This window comes from Streptomyces sp. XY431, from assembly GCF_001279805.1.
GTDB lineage: Bacteria > Actinomycetota > Actinomycetes > Streptomycetales > Streptomycetaceae > Kitasatospora > Kitasatospora purpeofusca.
Genome location: NZ_LGDO01000457.1, coordinates 86850 through 103317, shown reverse-complemented (window position 1 = coordinate 103317; position 16468 = coordinate 86850). Strand labels below are relative to the sequence as shown.

At 71.7% G+C, this 16468-nt stretch carries 21 protein-coding genes; 15 read left to right on the top strand and 6 right to left on the bottom strand.

Annotated elements, in window-relative coordinates; genetic code table 11:
* Positions 1-80 precede the first annotated feature (80 nt).
* The 5 genes from ADK60_RS29030 (at position 81) to ADK60_RS29010 (ending at position 4530) form a co-directional block, all read left to right on the top strand.
* Entirely contained in the window at positions 81-434 is a 354-nt protein-coding gene (locus tag ADK60_RS29030) for a histidine triad nucleotide-binding protein (protein WP_045938458.1), read from the top strand.
* Between the two features lie 3 nt (positions 435-437).
* Positions 438-1358: a ribonuclease Z gene (locus ADK60_RS29025; protein ID WP_045938459.1), complete on the top strand. Its 921-nt coding sequence runs from the start codon at positions 438-440 to the stop codon at positions 1356-1358.
* Between the two features lie 295 nt (positions 1359-1653).
* Complete coding sequence (locus ADK60_RS29020) at positions 1654-2676, top strand: PhoH family protein (RefSeq protein ID WP_045938486.1); 1023 nt, start codon at positions 1654-1656, stop codon at positions 2674-2676.
* 14 nt (positions 2677-2690) lie between these two features.
* A complete protein-coding gene (gene ybeY, locus ADK60_RS29015; RefSeq protein WP_030395777.1) occupies positions 2691-3185 on the top strand; it encodes an rRNA maturation RNase YbeY in 495 nt (164 codons plus the stop codon).
* Between the two features lie 19 nt (positions 3186-3204).
* Complete coding sequence (locus ADK60_RS29010) at positions 3205-4530, top strand: hemolysin family protein (protein WP_045938460.1); 1326 nt, start codon at positions 3205-3207, stop codon at positions 4528-4530.
* 13 nt (positions 4531-4543) lie between these two features.
* Here the strand turns inward: ADK60_RS29010 and ADK60_RS29005 are convergent, their stop codons facing one another.
* From ADK60_RS29005 to ADK60_RS28995, 3 genes are all read right to left on the bottom strand, one after another.
* Positions 4544-4807, bottom strand: a complete 264-nt coding sequence (locus ADK60_RS29005) for a hypothetical protein (RefSeq protein ID WP_053649829.1) — start codon at positions 4805-4807, stop codon at positions 4544-4546.
* A 74-nt stretch (positions 4808-4881) separates the two neighbouring features.
* Positions 4882-5328, bottom strand: coding sequence for a hypothetical protein (locus ADK60_RS29000; RefSeq protein ID WP_053649827.1), 447 nt, complete (start codon positions 5326-5328; stop codon positions 4882-4884).
* 36 nt (positions 5329-5364) lie between these two features.
* A complete protein-coding gene (locus ADK60_RS28995) occupies positions 5365-6042 on the bottom strand; it encodes a Crp/Fnr family transcriptional regulator (RefSeq protein WP_199839784.1) in 678 nt (225 codons plus the stop codon).
* A gap of 160 nt (positions 6043-6202) precedes the next feature.
* Here ADK60_RS28995 and ADK60_RS28990 point away from each other — a divergent pair, with 160 nt between their 5' ends.
* The 6 genes from ADK60_RS28990 to ADK60_RS28970 all read left to right on the top strand — a co-directional run bounded on the left by ADK60_RS28990 (position 6203) and on the right by ADK60_RS28970 (position 9490).
* Positions 6203-6439 carry a hypothetical protein gene (locus tag ADK60_RS28990; protein WP_045938461.1) on the top strand — a complete coding sequence of 79 codons (237 nt, stop codon included), beginning with the start codon at positions 6203-6205 and terminating at the stop codon, positions 6437-6439.
* 56 nt (positions 6440-6495) lie between these two features.
* The gene (locus ADK60_RS28985) at positions 6496-7035 is read left to right on the top strand and encodes a DUF4383 domain-containing protein (protein WP_045938462.1); all 540 of its coding nucleotides are present in this window, start codon (positions 6496-6498) and stop codon (positions 7033-7035) included.
* Between the two features lie 33 nt (positions 7036-7068).
* Positions 7069-7422 (top strand): cytidine deaminase-like protein, encoded by a 354-nt coding sequence (locus ADK60_RS28980; protein ID WP_030395781.1) that lies wholly within the window; start codon positions 7069-7071, stop codon positions 7420-7422.
* Between the two features lie 126 nt (positions 7423-7548).
* Positions 7549-7707: a hypothetical protein gene (locus ADK60_RS45135; RefSeq protein WP_157855342.1), complete on the top strand. Its 159-nt coding sequence runs from the start codon at positions 7549-7551 to the stop codon at positions 7705-7707.
* A gap of 55 nt (positions 7708-7762) precedes the next feature.
* A complete protein-coding gene (gene era / locus ADK60_RS28975) occupies positions 7763-8692 on the top strand; it encodes a GTPase Era (protein ID WP_045938463.1) in 930 nt (309 codons plus the stop codon).
* 84 nt (positions 8693-8776) lie between these two features.
* Positions 8777-9490 (top strand): alpha/beta fold hydrolase, encoded by a 714-nt coding sequence (locus ADK60_RS28970; RefSeq protein ID WP_045938464.1) that lies wholly within the window; start codon positions 8777-8779, stop codon positions 9488-9490.
* Between the two features lie 56 nt (positions 9491-9546).
* Here the strand turns inward: ADK60_RS28970 and ADK60_RS28965 are convergent, their stop codons facing one another.
* Both ADK60_RS28965 and ADK60_RS28960 read right to left on the bottom strand, forming a co-directional pair.
* Positions 9547-9813, bottom strand: a complete 267-nt coding sequence (locus ADK60_RS28965) for a protealysin inhibitor emfourin (RefSeq protein WP_030395784.1) — start codon at positions 9811-9813, stop codon at positions 9547-9549.
* A gap of 67 nt (positions 9814-9880) precedes the next feature.
* Positions 9881-10906, bottom strand: a complete 1026-nt coding sequence (locus tag ADK60_RS28960; protein WP_053649826.1) for a M4 family metallopeptidase — start codon at positions 10904-10906, stop codon at positions 9881-9883.
* A 371-nt stretch (positions 10907-11277) separates the two neighbouring features.
* Here ADK60_RS28960 and leuA point away from each other — a divergent pair, with 371 nt between their 5' ends.
* The 4 genes from leuA (at position 11278) to ADK60_RS28940 (ending at position 15909) form a co-directional block, all read left to right on the top strand.
* Positions 11278-13074 carry a 2-isopropylmalate synthase gene (gene leuA / locus ADK60_RS28955; RefSeq protein ID WP_045938466.1) on the top strand — a complete coding sequence of 599 codons (1797 nt, stop codon included), beginning with the start codon at positions 11278-11280 and terminating at the stop codon, positions 13072-13074.
* Between the two features lie 424 nt (positions 13075-13498).
* A complete protein-coding gene (locus tag ADK60_RS28950; protein WP_234371314.1) occupies positions 13499-14008 on the top strand; it encodes a TerB family tellurite resistance protein in 510 nt (169 codons plus the stop codon).
* A gap of 304 nt (positions 14009-14312) precedes the next feature.
* Positions 14313-15059: a DNA repair protein RecO gene (recO, locus tag ADK60_RS28945; protein WP_045938468.1), complete on the top strand. Its 747-nt coding sequence runs from the start codon at positions 14313-14315 to the stop codon at positions 15057-15059.
* A gap of 4 nt (positions 15060-15063) precedes the next feature.
* Positions 15064-15909 carry an isoprenyl transferase gene (locus ADK60_RS28940; protein ID WP_045938469.1) on the top strand — a complete coding sequence of 282 codons (846 nt, stop codon included), beginning with the start codon at positions 15064-15066 and terminating at the stop codon, positions 15907-15909.
* 133 nt (positions 15910-16042) lie between these two features.
* Here ADK60_RS28940 and ADK60_RS28935 read toward each other — a convergent pair whose 3' ends face one another.
* Positions 16043-16453: a Fur family transcriptional regulator gene (locus tag ADK60_RS28935; protein ID WP_045938470.1), complete on the bottom strand. Its 411-nt coding sequence runs from the start codon at positions 16451-16453 to the stop codon at positions 16043-16045.
* Positions 16454-16468: the final 15 nt, after the last annotated feature.

Sequence of the window (16468 nt, the reverse complement as noted above, 5' to 3'; positions counted from 1 at the left end):
GCGGGCGGCGGCGGGGCTCGGCTAGCATGCCGCCGTACGCTCCCACCAGACCAGCACCAGCATCCCGCGAGGAGATCCCGATGGCCGGCGAGCCGCAGCCCGACTGCCTGTTCTGCAAGATCGTGGCGGGCGAGATCCCGGCCACCGTGGTCCGCAAGACCGACCGGACCCTCGCCTTCCGCGACATCGCCCCGAAGGCCCCGGTGCACGTCCTGGTGGTCCCGCACGCCCACTACCCGAACGCGGCCGCGCTGGCCGAGGCGGAGCCCGAGGTCGCCGGCGAACTGCTCGCCGAGGCGGGCCGGGTCGCCGCGGACGAGGGCGTCGAGGACTACCGGCTGATCTTCAACACCGGCGCCGGCGCGGGCCAGACCGTCTTCCACGCGCACGTCCACGTGCTCGGCGGCACGTCGATGACCGAGCGCATGGTCTGAGGGGTGTCCCAGCGCGAACTCGTCGTCCTCGGGACCGCCAGCCAGGTCCCGACCCGGCACCGCAACCACAACGGCTACCTGCTGCGCTGGGACGGCGAGGGCCTGCTGTTCGACCCCGGCGAGGGGACCCAGCGGCAGATGCTGCGCGCCGGGGTCTCGGCCACCCAGCTCACCCGGATCGCCGTCACTCACTTCCACGGCGACCACAGCCTGGGCCTGGCCGGGGTGATCCAGCGGATCAACCTGGACCGGGTCCCGCACCCGGTGGACGTCTACTTCCCCGCCTCCGGCGAGGTGTACTTCGAGCGGCTGCGGCACGCCACCGCCTTCCACGAGACGGCCGTGCTGCGGCCCCGCCCGATCGAGGAGCCGGGCCCGCTGCCCGCGCCCGGCGCCCGCTTCGCGCTGGAGGCGGTCCGGCTCTCGCACCCGGTCGAGTCCTTCGGCTACCGGCTGAGCGAGCCGGACGGCCGCCGGCTGGTGCCCGAACGGTTGGCCGCCCTGGGCATCGCCGGCCCCGACACCGGCCGGCTCCAGCACCAGGGCGCGATCGAGGTGGACGGCCGGCGGGTCACCCTGGAGGAGGTCAGCGAGCCCCGGCCCGGGCAGCGGTTCGCCTTCGTCATGGACACCCGGCTCTGCGAGGGCGTGTACGAGCTCGCCGAGCGCGCCGACCTGCTGGTCGTCGAGGCCACCTTCTCCGACGCCGACGCCGGGCTCGCCGAGGACCACGGCCACCTCACCGCCGGCCAGGCCGCCAAGGTCGCCGCCGAGGCGGGTGTCCGCACCCTGGTGCTGACCCACTTCTCGCAGCGCTACCCCGACCTCGGCCAGCACCTCGCCGACGCCCGCAAGCATTTCGACGGCCCGATCGTGCTTGCCGAGGACCTCGCCCGGGTACCAGTACCGCCCCGGCACAAGTGAGGCGCCCACCCGTCAGGGCCGCGGTGAACAGCGTGGAAAACCGCTCGCGCCGCCCGGCGTTCTGCCGCAGCATCGTCGGGTGCGGCCCCGCCGCCCGCCGCAGCGATCACGTGCGCGGCGTACCCTGGTGCCCCGGAAGGACCGAGCGGCACACGAGACACGGATGGGATGAGGCAGGCCCCAGCGCCGACCTATGAGTGACACATCGCAGACCCGTTCCAACGGACAGCCGCGCCACGAACCGGCCGAGGACGGCCGCGTCAGCGCCCGGATCGTCATCCCCGAGAAGCATCCGATGGTCACCCTGCTCGGCGCCGCCGACTCGCTGCTGCGAGTGATCGAGCAGGGCTTCCCCGCCGCCGACATCCATGTCCGGGGCAACGAGGTGACCGCGACCGGCGAGCGCGCCGAGGTCGCCCTCGTCAAGCAGCTGTTCAGCGAGATGATGCTGGTGCTGCGCACCGGCCAACCCCTCACGGAGGACTCCGTGGAGCGTTCCATCGCCATGATCCGCAGTGCCGTCGACGACCCGGACAGCCCGGCGCCGTCGAAGGTGTTCACCGCGAACATCCTGTCCAACCGGGGCCGGACCATCCGTCCGAAGACCCTCAACCAGCAGCGCTACGTCGACGCCATCGACAAGCACACGATCGTCTTCGGCCTCGGCCCGGCCGGCACCGGCAAGACCTACCTCGCGATGGCCAAGGCCGTCCAGGCCCTCCAGGCCAAGGAGGTCAACCGGATCATCCTGACCCGCCCGGCCGTCGAGGCGGGCGAGCGGCTCGGCTTCCTGCCCGGCACCCTCTACGAGAAGATCGACCCGTACCTGCGGCCGCTGTACGACGCGCTGCACGACATGATGGACCCCGACTCCATCCCGCGGCTGATGGCCGCCGGGACCATCGAGGTCGCGCCGCTCGCCTACATGCGCGGCCGCACCCTCAACGACGCCTTCATCATCCTCGACGAGGCCCAGAACACCTCGCCCGAGCAGATGAAGATGTTCCTCACCCGCCTCGGGTTCAACTCCCGGGTGGTCGTCACCGGCGACACCAGCCAGATCGACCTCCCGGGCGGCACCCGCAGCGGCCTCAAGGTCGTCCAGGAGATCCTGGTCGACGTGCCCGACATCCACTTCTCCGTCCTCACCAGCACCGATGTGGTCCGCCACAAGCTGGTCGGCCGGATCGTGGACGCGTACGAGCGCTGGGACGCCCGCCAGGAGGCCCAGGAGACCGAGGAGCGCCGCCCCCCGGTCAAGCCCGCCCAGCGGCGCGGCTCACGCGCACCCCGACAGTCCCATCGCACCGAAAGCTGAGTAACCAGCCCGTCATGTCGATCGACATCGCCAATGAGTCCGGCTGGGACGTCGACGAGGAGTCCGTCCTCGCCGTCGCCCGCTACGCCCTGGACAAGATGCGGATCCACCCGCAGTCCGAACTGTCCGTGATCCTCGTGGACGGGGCGGCGATGGAGGAGCTGCACATCCAGTGGATGGACCTCCCGGGCCCCACGGACGTGATGTCCTTCCCCATGGACGAGCTGCGCCCCGGCAAGGAGGGCGAGGAGCTGCCGCAGGGGCTGCTCGGCGACATCGTGCTCTGCCCCGAGGTCGCCGAGCAGCAGGGCAAGGCGGCCCCGTCCAAGCACTCGATGGACGAGGAGCTGCAGCTGCTCACCGTGCACGGTGTGCTGCACGTGCTCGGCTACGACCACGAGGAGCCGGACGAGGAGGAGGAGATGTTCGGCCTCCAGAAGGCGATCCTCGACGGCTGGCGGGCCGAGCGGGGCCTCGGCGGCATCTCCCCGGCCCCCACCACCCACTGAGCGCGGAGCCCGAACCCCTGTGAGTGGTGAAAGTACGAGCTTCATCCTCGGCGCGGTCGCGCTGGTCGTGCTCGGCTGGCTGGCCGCGTGCGCCGAGGCGGGCATCTCCCGGGTGTCCCGGTTCCGGGCCGAGGAAGCGGTCCGGTCCGGGCGCAGGGGCTCGGCCCGGCTGCTGGCGCTGGCCTCCGACCCGATCCGCTACCTCAACCTGGCCACCCTGATCCGGGTGGCCAGCGAGATGGCGGCGGCGGTGCTGGTCACCGTGGTGTGCGTGCGCAACATCGACACGACCTGGCAGGCCGTGCTGCTGGCGTTCGGCGTGATGGTGCTGGTGTCCTTCGTGGCGGTGGGGGTCTCCCCGCGCACGATCGGCCGCCAGCACCCCCTCACCACCGCCACCGCGGCCTCCTTCGTGCTGCTGCCGCTGGCCCGGATCCTCGGCCCGATCCCGAGGCTGCTGATCCTGCTCGGCAACGCCCTCACGCCCGGCAAGGGCTACCGGGAGGGCCCGTTCGCCTCCGAGGCGGAGCTGCGGGCCCTGGTCGACCTGGCCGAGAAGAACGACGTCATCGAGGACGAGGAGCGCCGGATGGTGCACTCCGTCTTCGAGCTGGGCGACACCATCGTCCGCGAGGTGATGGTGCCGCGCACCGACCTGGTGATGATCGAGCGGCACAAGACCGTCCGCCAGGCGCTGACCCTGGCGCTGCGCTCGGGCTTCTCGCGGATCCCGGTGGTCGGCGACAACGAGGACGACGTGGTCGGCATCGTCTACCTCAAGGACCTGGTGCGCCGCACCCACATCAACCGGGACTCCGAGTCGGACGAGGTCGGCGCCGTGATGCGCCCGGCGGTGTTCGTCCCGGACTCCAAGCCCGCCACCGACCTGCTGCGCGAGATGCAGCAGATGCGCTCGCACGTGGCGATCGTGATCGACGAGTACGGCGGCACGGCCGGCCTGGTCACCATCGAGGACATCCTGGAGGAGATCGTCGGTGAGATCACCGACGAGTACGACCGGGAGATCGCCCCGGTGGAGGACCTCGGGGACGGCTCCTACCGGATCACCGCCCGGCTGCTGGTCGAGGACCTGGGCGAGCTGTTCGGGATCGAGCTGGAGGACGAGGACGTCGAGACGGTGGGCGGCCTGCTGGCCAAGCACCTGGGCCGGGTGCCGATCCCCGGCTCCTCCTGCGCGATCCCGCTCCCCGAGGAGGTCCCGGGCGGTCTGACCGCCATCCGCCTCACCGCCGAGAGCTCCGCCGGCCGCCGCAACCGTATCGGCTCCGTCGTCGCCGCCCCGGTACGGGCGGCGGAGGACCCGGCCCCCGGGGCCGACGAGTAGCGTTCGGTACGTGTCACGAGTCGTGCTTCTTCCGGACGGCGACGGCCATCGCGACGCCGACCGTCGCGATGGCCGCGCAGGCACTCGCGTGCACCGGGAGGCCCGACAGCAACAGCGACACGGCCACGCCGACGCAGACGACGGCCAGGGCGCTCGCGGCCCACTGGGCTGCGGTGGAGAGCCTCCGCAGACGGACGGCCCGCCGCCGTTCGCGTTCGGTGCACGTGGTGCACGGGGCGCGGCGGCCGGGGCGAGGCGTCGGTGTGGTGGTGGTCATCGGTTCCTCACTCGTCTCGTTCGTCAGTGCGACGGGTTTCGAGGTGGTGCGGTGCCCCGGGGGAGTGCGGGATGTCAGCGGGGCCCGCGTTGTTGGTCGAGGCTGCGCCTGATTGCCCGGATGTCCGGCAGGTCCTTCGGGCGGCGAAGGATGAGCTTGTAGGCGAGGACTTCGGTCAGGGGGGCGAATCGCAGCCCGCCGATGACCTCGGCATTGTCGATCAGGTCGTCGGGATCCCAGGCCGGGGAGATCCATCGCCGGAAGACGTTGATCCGGCCGTCGCAGCACCGGAACACTTCGTCGCCCGTGAAGCCTCCGCTGCCGCGAACCCCGAGCCGGCTCACGGCCCCCCAGGCCGCGCCCCGGGCCACCAGGTCGAGATCGCCGAGGTTCGTTCGGAGGCCGTGGGCGAGGAGCGGACCGCTGCCGAAGATCACGAAGTCGTCGGGCGGCAGTCGGAGTGTGAGGAGCTCCCGTACGAGTGGATGGGTCAGGACGACGTCGGCGCTCTGTTCGTGCACTGGTCGTCCCTTCGTGACGGGAGGCTCACGGATCCGTCAGGGGGAGGCCGTCAGCTCGCCCCTGGCGATACTGCGCAGGGCCTCGAGGTCTTCGATGATTGTCGCCTGACGGCCGGTGCTCACGACCTCGCGCCCCTTCAGGGCGCGGATCACCTGGACCACCGATTCTCGGGACGCTCCGACGACATCGGCCAGCTCACGTTGACTGAGCTGTACGGCGAATCGTCCGTCGATCACGGTCCCGGCGCCCTTGGCCTCGAACTCGACGAGCACCTTGGCGAGGCGCTGCTCGACACCGAGGAACGAATCGACGCTCTTCCGGGTGGCCTCCTCGAGTCTCTCCTCGGCGGCCACCAACTGCGCGTGCATGGCGCGCGGGTGGTCGTAGAGGAACTGTAGCCACAGGCCTGCCGGAAGGTGGAGGGCGTCGACCTCGGTCATGGCGAAGACGCTCGCGGACCGGGGGCGATGCCGGGCAGCGGCCATCTCGCCGACCATTTCGCCGGCGCCGCGGATGGCGACGATCCGCGCCGGACTCCCGGTCTGAACCCGCACCAGCCCCTTGCGGATGAGCAGAGCGAACTTGGTCTCCTCCCCTTCGCCGAAGAGGACGCTGTTGACGGTGTAGGAGATCGGATTGCCGATCTCCTCCAGCACCTGCAGCTCCTCCGAGGAGAGAAGAGGGGTGCCGATCATGGAGGTGTTGTTATCCACACTTGAAAGTGTAGAACTGCACTCAGGTGAGTGCAAGTATCTGCCCTTCGGTGAATCGGGTGAGTCGTCGCCCGGTCCGCAGGACGGGCGCGCGCCGTGCCCGCCCGGCCCCCGGGGCCGACGAGTAGCGTTCGGGTACGTCCGGGGCGACGATGGGGGCATGAGTCACCAACTTCGCGCGGAGTACGGCCCGCAGGGGGCGGCGGGCGGGGTGAAGGTCTGGCACGTCGTGCGGGAGGGGGATCCGGCCGTGGCGCTGTGCGGCCGGACCATGCCCGTCGAGGCGGAGACCCGGCCGGAGCAGGAGTGGGGGACCGGGCTCCGGTGCTGTCAGCAGTGCGGTTCGCTGTACATGCACGAGGTGCCGCACATGCAGGGGAGCCATCCCTACAGCTAGGCGGGCCCGGGCCCGACAACCAACAGCCAGGCGCTACGACCGAGTCGGAGGTCGCCATGAAGCTGCAGGACGAATTGCCCGTCGACCACAGACTGGTGCTGGTGTGGCGGATCGGGGCGGGGCTCGGCGGGGTGTTCCTGATCGTGTTCGGCTGCCTGGGGCTGGCCGACCACCCGGGATTCCTGTCCACCGAGGGCAACGAGATCGCCGGCATGTCCACCAACGGCGCGCTGAGCGTCCTGTCCATCGTGATGGGCGGGGTGCTGGTGGTCGCCGCGGTCATCGGCGGCAATGTCGCCGCCAATGTGAACATGGCGGTCGGCGTGCTGTTCGTGCTGTCCGGGTTCTACGGGCTGACCGTGCTCGGCCGCTCGGACGCCAACATCCTGAACTTCGGGATCCGCAACGTGGTCTTCGCCTTCGCCTTCGGCGTGGTGATCACCACCTTCGGGATGTACGGACGGGTCAGCAGCCACCTGCCGCACGACAACCCGTACTGGCGCAAGCGGGCGGCGGACGAGGTGCCGATGCCCAACGGTCCCAAGACCTTCGTGAAGGTGATCCGGCCCGGTCCGCCCAACCCGGTCGGCCACTGAGGGCCCCGGTCGGCGGGGCCTATGCTCCTGGGCATGAGTGACATCGTCGAGCTGGACCCCGAAGACAAGAAGATCATCACCCTGGCCCGCTCCGCCCGCGCCCGCAACGGCGTCCCGGAGGGGGCCGCGGTGCGTGACGAGACCGGCCGGACGTACGTGGCCGGGACGGTCGCGCTGGAGTCGCTGCGGCTGAGCGCGGTGCAGACGGCGGTGGCGATGGCGGTGGCCAGCGGTGCGAAGTCGCTGGAGGCGGCGGCCGTGGTGTCCGAGGCGGAGCAGCCCGCCGAGGCCGATCTGGCGGCGGTGCGGGACCTCGGCGGCGCGGGCACCCCGCTGCTGCTGGCCGGGCCGGACGGGGTGCTGCGGGTCTCGGTCGAGGCCCGCTGAGCGCTCGCGGCGCGGCCGGTGCCCGGGGTTCGCGCCCCGGGCACCCGTGCGTTCGGGCACCCCAGGACCGGGCGGATAATCTCACCGGGGACGGGTGGGGAATCCGCACGGTGAGGGGGCTGGGCGATGGGGCCGTACGCGTTCTTCGCGGGACTGCTGCTGGGCGTGATGGGCATGGGCAAGTGGCAGGAGACCGGCTCGCCGTTCTGGCTCTGGGGCTCCGTCTCCTTCCTGCTGATCGTCCTCGGCTGGGGGCTGGGCTCGCTGTTCGGCGGGAAGAAATGACCGGCCCGGACGCCGGTGGCGGTCCCCTCGCGGGTGATCAGGGAGAATGGGGTCCATGAGTGCCCCTTCCTCCTCGTACCGCTCCGGCTTCGCGTGTTTCGTCGGCCGGCCCAACGCGGGCAAGTCGACCCTGACCAACGCTCTGGTGGGGACGAAGGTCGCGATCACCTCCGACCGCCCGCAGACCACCCGGCACACCGTCCGCGGCATCGTGCACCGCCCGGACGCCCAGCTGGTGCTGGTCGACACCCCCGGCCTGCACAAGCCGCGCACCCTGCTCGGCGAGCGCCTCAACGACCTGGTCCGCAGCACCTGGGCCGAGGTCGACGTGATCGGCTTCTGCCTGCCCGCCGACCAGAAGCTCGGCCCCGGCGACAAGTTCATCGTCAAGGAACTCGCCGAGATCAAGAAGACCCCCAAGGTCGCCATCGTCACCAAGACCGACCTGGTCGACTCCAAGCGGCTCGCCGAGCAGCTGATCGCCGTCCACCAGCTCGGCGCCGAGCTGGGCATCGAGTGGGCCGAGATCATCCCGGTCTCGGCGGTCGGCGAGAAGCAGGTGGACCTGGTCGCCGAGCTGATCACCAAGCTGCTCCCGGAGGGCATGCCGCTCTACCCGGACGGCGACCTCACCGACGAGCCCGAGCAGATCATGGTGGCCGAGCTGATCCGCGAGGCCGCCCTGGAGGGCGTCCGCGACGAGCTTCCGCACTCGCTGGCCGTCGTGGTCGAGGAGATGCTGCCGCGCGAGGGCCGCCCGGCCGACCGGCCGCTGCTCGACATCCACGCCAATGTGTACATCGAGCGGCAGAGCCAGAAGGCGATCGTCATCGGCGCCAAGGGTGCCCGGCTCAAGCACGTCGGCACCACCGCCCGCAAGCACATCGAGGCGCTGCTCGGCACCCCGGTCTACCTGGACCTGCACGTCAAGGTGGCCAAGGACTGGCAGCGGGACCCGAAGCAGCTGCGCAAGCTCGGGTTCTGATCGACGGCGGGCTCCGACCGACGGAAGGTTCCGATCGACGGAGGGCTCCGGCCGACGGCGGGGCGGGGCGGCGAGGGGGCGGGGATGAAGCTGAACACGCGCGAGTGGGGCACCGGCGACCGGGTGGCCCTGCTGGTCCACGGGATCATGTCCGACCACCGCAGCTGGCGGTCGGTCGGCCCGGCGCTGGCCGGGCGCGGCTACCGGGTGATCGCGGTCGACCTGCGCGGCCACGGCGCCAGCCCGCGCGGGGAGGGCGCCGCCCCGGTGGACCGCTACGGGCCCGAGCACTACGCCCAGGACCTGGTGGACACCCTGCCGGCGGGCGCGGACCTCGCGATCGGCCACTCCCTCGGCGCCCTGACCCTGCTGCACGCGGTGGACCGGCTCCGGCCGGCCCGGGCCGTCTACTCCGACCCGGCCTGGCGGTTCGCCCGGCCCGGCCTCTTCGACCCGGCCGTGTTCACCCAGTTCAAGGCGGCCACCCGGGAGCAGATCGGCGTGCTCAGCCCGCGCTGGGCCGCGGCGGACGTCGAGGTCGAGCTGGCCACCCTCGCCGCCTGGGACCCGGACACCGCGCTCGCCCTCTCCGCCCTCGCGGACCGGGCCGCGCTGCCCGGCGCCCCGGTGGTGCCGTCCCTGGTGCAGCTGGCCGACAACAGCTGGCTGATCGGGCCCGAGGACGCCGCGACGCTGCGCGGCCTGGGCTACGAGGTCCGTACGGTGCCCGGCGCCGGGCACACCATCCACCGGGACGACCTCCCGGGCTTCCTGGCCTCGCTCGACGGCTGGTTGTGACGCCTGGCTGTGACGCCTGGCTGTGACGCCCGGCCGTGGCAGCTGGGAGGGGCCGGTCAGGCGCCCTCGCGCAGGACCAGCGAGACCAGCTCCCGCTGGGACTCGGTGAGCTTGGGGTCCGCGCAGTGCACCGTGCGCCCGTCGACGGTGATCGCGTAGTGGTAGCCGTCCGGCACCCCGTAGGAGGGCGCGCGCAACCCGCCCGCGACGGCCTCGCGGGCGAGCGCGTGCACATGCGGGGCGTCCACCCGCTCGGTGGTGTCGAGCTCAGCGCGGCGGACGTGTCCCGCGAGGCCGCCGGTCCGGGTCACCTGGATACGCATGGTGTCCATGGTGCTACCCAGGGATGGCGTTTGCCGGTGTTTTTCCGGACCTTGACCCAATCGCCACTCAGGTCGGGCTGATGCCGACCTTCGCCCAGGACGCGGTCACCGTGTCCGCGACCTCCGGCTCCGGGTAGCGGGCCTTCGCGGCCGCCACGGTGGCCCGGGCGAAGGCCGTGAAGTCGGCGTCGGCGGGCAGCCGCCGACCGGTCAGCGCGTCGTACCAGATCTGGCCCGCGCGCTCCCAGGACCGGCCGCCGAGCGCGGTGGCGAGCAGGTAGAACGCGTGGTTGGGGATGCCCGAGTTGATGTGCACGCCGCCGTTGTCCTGGCCGGTGCGCACATAGTCGCGCATGTGCGCGGGCTGGGGGTCCTTGCCGAGCCGGGGGTCGTCGTACGCGGTGCCGGGCTCCTTCATCGAGCGCAGCGCCACGCCCTGCACCCCGGGGGCGAGCAGTCCGGCGCCGATCAGCCAGTCCGCGTCGGCGGCGTCCTGGAGCAGCGCGTACTGCTTGACCAGGGAGCCGAAGACGTCGGAGACCGACTCGTTGAGCGCGCCCGGCTGGTCCCGGTACTCCAGGCCCGCGGTGAACTGGGTGACGCCATGGGCGAGCTCGTGGCCGATGACGTCGATGCAGGCGGTGAAGTCGCCGAACACCTCGCCGTCGCCGTCGCCGAAGACCATCCGCCGGCCGTCCCAGAAGGCGTTGTCGTAGTCCTGGCCGTAGTGGACGGTGGCGTCCAGGCGCAGCCCCTGGTCGTCGATGGAGTGCCGGCCGTAGACGGTGGAGAACAGGGTCCAGGTCGCGCCGAGGCCGTCGTAGGCGTGGTTGACGGACTGGTCCGGGACGGCGCCCTCGCCCTCCCGGCGGACGGTGCGGCCGGGCAGGCGCTCGCGGTGCGCGGCGTCGGAGATCACCCGCTCCAGCCGGTCGGCGGTGGCGGCCCGGTCCGGCAGGGCGGCGGTGAGCCGCGCGGCCCGGTGCGCGGCGTCGAGGGCGAGGGAGCGGGCGGCGGGCTCGTGACCGTCCTCGGCGAGGCGGCCCAGGACGTACGGCGGAACGATCGCGCAGAGCGTCGGTTCGGCTGTCATGTGGCCCAGGGTGAGGCATTGATGACGTGTTGTCACTGGCGCGGACAGGATTGCGCGCCGCCCGGGCCGGGCCGCGCGCCGCCGGGGGAGCCGTCTCAAGGGGTGGGAAGACCGCCCGGGCCGCTTCGGGGTCGTGCGGCGCTGGGTTAGGCTGGTTCGCATCATGCGCATCGGGCTGCTTCTTCTTAGCTGCCGCGTCGAGGGCCTGTAGTCCATCAGGGGCCGGCTTCCCTCGCCGCGGGGACTGTGCTGCGCGCTGATTTCGGGCGATCCGAGAGCGGGTCGTGAGCGGCAGCAGGCCGGCCGAGTCGGGTGACACCTCACCCCGACCCGCCCGCACCACGCATCACAGGAAGCCGAGACTCACCTCCATGACCGAGCAGAGTTCCGCCGCGCCCATCCCTGCCGCTCGCGCCTTCGTCGACCGTCCGACCCCGATCACCGCCGCCTCGGTACGCCAGCAGCCGTCCGGGATGCGGCACGGCCGCTACCTGCCGTTCGGCGCCGTCGACCTGCCGGACCGCACCTGGCCGAACCAGGTGATCACCAAGGCGCCGCGCTGGCTGTCCACCGACCTGCGGGACGGCAACCAGGCGCTGATCGACCCGATGTCCCCGGCCCGCAAGCGCAAGATGTTCGACCTGCTGGTGGCGATGGGCTACAAGGAGATCGAGGTCGGCTTCCCGTCGTCCGGGGCCACCGACCACGCCTTCGTGCGCTCGCTGATCGAGGAGGGGGCGATCCCGGAGGACGTCACCATCTCGGTGCTGACCCAGGCGCGCGAGGAGCTGATCGAGAAGACCGTCGAGTCGCTGGTCGGGGCGCCGCGGGCGACCGTGCACCTGTACAACGCGACCGCGCCGCTGTTCCGCCGGGTGGTGTTCCGCAACGACCGGGCGGCCACGAAGGCGATCGCCGTCGACGGCACCCGGCTGGTGATGGAGTACGCGGAGAAGCTGCTGGGCGACGACACCGCCTTCGGCTACCAGTACTCGCCGGAGATCTTCGTCGACACCGAGCTGGACTTCGCGCTGGAGGTCTGCGAGGCGGTGATGGACGTCTGGCAGCCGGGCGAGGGCCGCGAGATCATCCTGAACCTGCCGGCCACCATCGAGCGGGCCACCCCGAACGTCCAGGCCGACCAGTTCGAGTGGATGTCGCGCCACCTGTCGCGCCGCGAGTTCGTCTGCCTGTCGGTGCACCCGCACAACGACCGGGGCACCGCGGTGGCCTCCGCCGAACTGGCCTACATGGCCGGCGCCGACCGGATCGAGGGCTGTCTGTTCGGGCAGGGCGAGCGGACCGGCAACGTCGACCTGGTGACCCTGGGCATGAACCTGTTCTCGCAGGGCATCGACCCGCAGATCGACTTCTCCGACATCGACGAGGTCCGCCGCACCGCCGAGTACTGCAACCAGATGGAGGTGCACCCGCGCCACCCGTACGCCGGCGACCTGGTGTACACCTCCTTCTCCGGCTCCCACCAGGACGCCATCAAGAAGGGCTTCGACGCCCTGGAGGCGGACGCCGCCGCCGCGGGCGTGCCGGTCGAGCAGCACACCTGGGGCGTGCCGTACCTGCCGATCGACCCGAAGGACGTCGGCCGCACCTACGAGGCGGTCATCCGGGTCAACAGCCAGTCCGGCAAGGGCGGTGTGGCGTACGTCCTGAAGAACGACCACAAGCTGGACCTGCCGCGCCGGATGCAGATCGAGTTCTCCCGGATCATCCAGGCCAAGACCGACGCCGAGGGCGGCGAGGTCACCCCGGCCGAGATCTGGCGGGTCTTCGAGGACGAGTACCTGCCGACCACGGGCAACCCGTGGGGCCGGATCTCGCTGACCGGTTCGCGCACCCTGACCACCGAGGACGGCCGGGACGCGCTGACCGCCCACGCGGTGGTGGACGGGGCGACGGTCAGCCTGGCCGGTACCGGCAACGGCCCGGTCTCGGCCTTCGCGGACGCGCTGGCGCAGATCGGCGTGGACGTCCGGGTGCTGGACTACGCGGAGCACGCGCTGAGCGAGGGCGGCGACGCCCAGGCCGCCGCCTACGTGGAGTGCGCGGTGGACGGCCGGGTGCTGTGGGGCGTCGGGATCGACAGCAACACCGTGCTGGCCTCGCTGAAGGCGATGATCAGCGCTGTCAACCGGGCGCAGCGCGGTTAGTTCGTACGGGTAAAAGTTGTCGGGCCGTCCCCTGTGGGGCGGCCCGGCGGCGTTCCCGGACGTCGCGGGGCGGTCGTCCGGCCGGGGGCGCTCCGCCTGTGTCCTGCGCCACATTTTTTGTCGGATCGGGCCGTTCGAGGTACTGACACGTGTCGGCAACCGTGGCAACATCGTCCCACCGGTAAGCCGGGTCGGTGGGACGGCCCGGTGGCCGGTCGCGTGACCTGCCCATTGTTGTGCAGGCCGCCTGCCATGTCTGGGGAGTGGCGCCGTGACAGGGATGTGGGGTGTTCGCCCGCGGTGGCGGACTGATGTTCTCGGTGACTTCTTCTGCCCGGGCTGCGGCGGGGACCGCAACTACCGCCGGCAACACGGCCGGCGGTGGCTGCGGCTGCTGGGGACCCCGGTGCTTCCGCTCGGACCGGTGATCGGCAGCGTGCAGTGCACCAGCTGCCACGGCCGGTTCGGGGTGGAGAGCCTGGAGCAGCCCACCTGCGTGCGCCTGGGCGGGATGCTGCGCGACGCGCAGTACACCGTCGCGCTGGCGATGCTGGCGGCCGGCGGCACCGCCCACCGCGCGGCCCGCGAGGCGGCCTGCGGGACGGTCCGGGACGCCGGGTTCGAGGACTGCGGCGAGGCGCAGGTGCTGGCCGCACTGGCCGCGCTGTCCGGACTCGGCGGCGAACTGTACGACGCGCACGGCATGTCGGGCGGGCTGGCCGTGGAACTGCACGCGGTTCTGGAGCCGCTGGCCCCGCACCTGGCCCGGCCGGGCCGGGAGCGGCTGCTGCTGCAGGGGGCGGCGATCGCCCTGGCCGACGGCCGGTACCGGCCGCAGGAGCGGGAGGCGCTGGCCGCGATCGGGCGCTGTCTTGACCTGCCGCACGCGCGGGTCGGGGCGCTGCTGGAGGCGGCGACCCGGGCGCCGTACTAGGGCTCCGGTCCGGCCCTCGGTCCTGGTCCTTTCTCCGTCCCCGGTGACCCCTCGGTCCCCTCTCCTGCGGCACCTCCTCTCTCCTGCAGCACCTCCTCCCCCCGACCCCCACCGACCCCCACAACCGGGCCCCTTCCGCCCCCGGCCCCCGGCCGGTGGCATCCCCACGGCCGGGGCCCGCCGTGACCCGCACCGCTCGGCGAGCCCCCACGGCCCCGGTGCGGGCACACGGCTGTCCGCCGCTGGGGGACAATGGTGGGATGTCCACACTGTTCCAGGGCCGCCGCGGCGGTGAGGCGGGCGCATGAGTCTCTTCCGCGACGACGGCGTGGTGCTCCGGGCGCAGAAGCTCGGTGAGGCGGACCGGATCATCACCCTCCTCACCCGCCACCACGGCAAGGTGCGCGCGGTGGCGCGCGGGGTGCGCAAGACCAAGTCGAAGTTCGGCGCGCGCCTGGAGCCGTTCTCGCACGTGGACGTGCAGTTCTTCAGCCGGAACAGCGAGCTGATCGGCCGCGGCCTGCCGCTCTGCACCCAGGTGGAGACGATCGCCCCGTACGGCGGCTCGATCGTCACCGACTACGGCCGGTACACCGCGGGGACGGCCATGCTGGAGACGGCGGAACGGTTCGCCGAGAACGAGGGCCAGCCGGCCGTCCAGCAGTACCTGCTGCTGGTCGGCGGCCTGCGCACGCTGGCGGCCGGGGTGCACGAGTCGCACCTGGTGCTGGACGCCTTCCTGCTGCGCTCGCTCGCGGTCAACGGGTACGGCGCGACCTTCGACGACTGCGCCAAATGCGGCATGGAGGGACCCAACCGGTTCTTCTCGCTCCAGGCCGGTGGCGTGCTCTGCCCGGACTGCCGCGTGCCCGGATGTGCCGTACCCTCCCCTGAGACACTGGTACTGCTCGGCGCGTTGTTGTCAGGGGACTGGCAGACGGCGGACGCCTGCGAGCCGAGGTACTGGCGGGAAGGCAGCGGACTGGTCGCGGCCTATCTGCAGTGGCACCTGGAGCGGGGTATCCGCTCGATGAGATACGTGGAGAAGTGAGCACATGGCAGCGCGACGGCTCTTCGGCGGCGGCAAGCAGAGGGAGTACCTCCCCCCGACCCCGCATCCCAGCGGCGCCCGGCCCCCGAAGATCCCCGGCGAGCTGGTCCCGGGCCATGTCGCGATCGTCATGGACGGCAACGGCCGCTGGGCCAAGGAGCGCGGGCTGCCCCGCACCGAGGGCCACAAGATCGGCGAGTCCGTCGTGCTGGACGTGCTCAAGGGCGCGATCGAGCTCGGCGTGAAGAACATCTCGCTGTACGCGTTCTCCACCGAGAACTGGAAGCGCTCACCCGACGAGGTGAAGTTCCTGATGAACTTCAACCGCGACGTCATCCACCGCCGCCGCGACGAGATGGACGCGATGGGCGTGCGGGTGCGCTGGGCCGGCCGGATGCCGAAGCTGTGGAAGAGCGTCGTCCAGGAGCTCCAGGTCGCCGAGGAGCAGACCAAGGACAACGACGCCGTCACGCTGTACATGTGCGTCAACTACGGCGGCCGGGCCGAGATCGCGGACGCCGCGGCGGCGATCGCGGCCGATGTCGCGGCGGGCCGGCTGGACCCGAAGAAGGTCAACGAGAAGACCCTCACCAAGTACCTGTACCACCCGGACATGCCGGACGTGGACCTGTTCCTGCGCCCCAGCGGCGAGCAGCGGACGTCGAACTTCCTGCTCTGGCAGTCGGCCTACGCCGAGTTCGTGTTCCAGGACGTGCTCTGGCCGGACTTCGACCGCCGGGACCTGTGGCGGGCCTGCGAGCAGTATGCGATGCGCGACCGCCGGTTCGGCGGGGCGATCCCGAACGAGGCGCCGGCCGAGCTGGTCACCGAGGTGCCGGCGCAGCGCTGAGGCGGTGCGGCCTGAGGCGTGCCCGGGTCGAGCCGGAGCGGCGCGCTGTGCGGCGTTCGGTGCGGCGCTGGGTCCGAGCGTGGAGAAGGGCCCGCGGGAGGAGACTCCCGCGGGCCCTTCGGCGTACCGGTGCTCAGACCTTGGCGGCGCACTCCGCGCAGGTGCCGAAGATCTCCAGGGTGTGCGCGATGTCGCTGAACCCGTGCTCGGCGGCGACCGAGTTGGCCCAGCGCTCGACGGCCGGACCCTCGACCTCGACGGTGGCGCCGCACTGGCGGCAGACCAGGTGGTGGTGGTGCCCGCTGCTGCACCGGCGGTAGACGGCCTCACCGTCGGCGGTGCGCAGGACGTCCACCTCGCCGGCGTCGGCGAGCGACTGGAGCGTCCGGTAGACGGTGGTCAGACCGACCGAGTCCCCCCGGTGCTTCAGCATGTCGTGGAGCTCCTGGGCACTGCGGAAGTCCTCGATCTCGTCCAGGACCGCCGAGACGGCGGCGCGCTGCCGGGTCGATCGGGCTCGCGGCGACGGGCCTGCGGTGGTCACCGTGGGTCCTCCTGC

What these genes read in the sequence shown, in the direction of transcription:
- ADK60_RS28985 (WP_045938462.1), top strand. Translation starts at nt 6,496, where the DNA reads ATGAAGCTGCAGGACGAATTGCCCGTCGACCACAGACTGGTGCTGGTG.
- ADK60_RS28960 (WP_053649826.1), bottom strand. Translation starts at nt 10,906, where the DNA reads ATGACAGCCGAACCGACGCTCTGCGCGATCGTTCCGCCGTACGTCCTG.
- recO (WP_045938468.1), top strand. Translation starts at nt 14,313, where the DNA reads ATGAGTCTCTTCCGCGACGACGGCGTGGTGCTCCGGGCGCAGAAGCTC.
- ADK60_RS29020 (WP_045938486.1), top strand. Translation starts at nt 1,654, where the DNA reads ATGGTCACCCTGCTCGGCGCCGCCGACTCGCTGCTGCGAGTGATCGAG.
- ADK60_RS28990 (WP_045938461.1), top strand. Translation starts at nt 6,203, where the DNA reads ATGAGTCACCAACTTCGCGCGGAGTACGGCCCGCAGGGGGCGGCGGGC.
- ADK60_RS29005 (WP_053649829.1), bottom strand. Translation starts at nt 4,807, where the DNA reads ATGACCACCACCACACCGACGCCTCGCCCCGGCCGCCGCGCCCCGTGC.
- era (WP_045938463.1), top strand. Translation starts at nt 7,763, where the DNA reads ATGAGTGCCCCTTCCTCCTCGTACCGCTCCGGCTTCGCGTGTTTCGTC.
- ADK60_RS45135 (WP_157855342.1), top strand. Translation starts at nt 7,549, where the DNA reads ATGGGGCCGTACGCGTTCTTCGCGGGACTGCTGCTGGGCGTGATGGGC.
- ADK60_RS29030 (WP_045938458.1), top strand. Translation starts at nt 81, where the DNA reads ATGGCCGGCGAGCCGCAGCCCGACTGCCTGTTCTGCAAGATCGTGGCG.
- ybeY (WP_030395777.1), top strand. Translation starts at nt 2,691, where the DNA reads ATGTCGATCGACATCGCCAATGAGTCCGGCTGGGACGTCGACGAGGAG.
- ADK60_RS28980 (WP_030395781.1), top strand. Translation starts at nt 7,069, where the DNA reads ATGAGTGACATCGTCGAGCTGGACCCCGAAGACAAGAAGATCATCACC.
- leuA (WP_045938466.1), top strand. Translation starts at nt 11,278, where the DNA reads ATGACCGAGCAGAGTTCCGCCGCGCCCATCCCTGCCGCTCGCGCCTTC.
- ADK60_RS28970 (WP_045938464.1), top strand. Translation starts at nt 8,777, where the DNA reads ATGAAGCTGAACACGCGCGAGTGGGGCACCGGCGACCGGGTGGCCCTG.
- ADK60_RS28940 (WP_045938469.1), top strand. Translation starts at nt 15,064, where the DNA reads ATGGCAGCGCGACGGCTCTTCGGCGGCGGCAAGCAGAGGGAGTACCTC.
- ADK60_RS28965 (WP_030395784.1), bottom strand. Translation starts at nt 9,813, where the DNA reads ATGCGTATCCAGGTGACCCGGACCGGCGGCCTCGCGGGACACGTCCGC.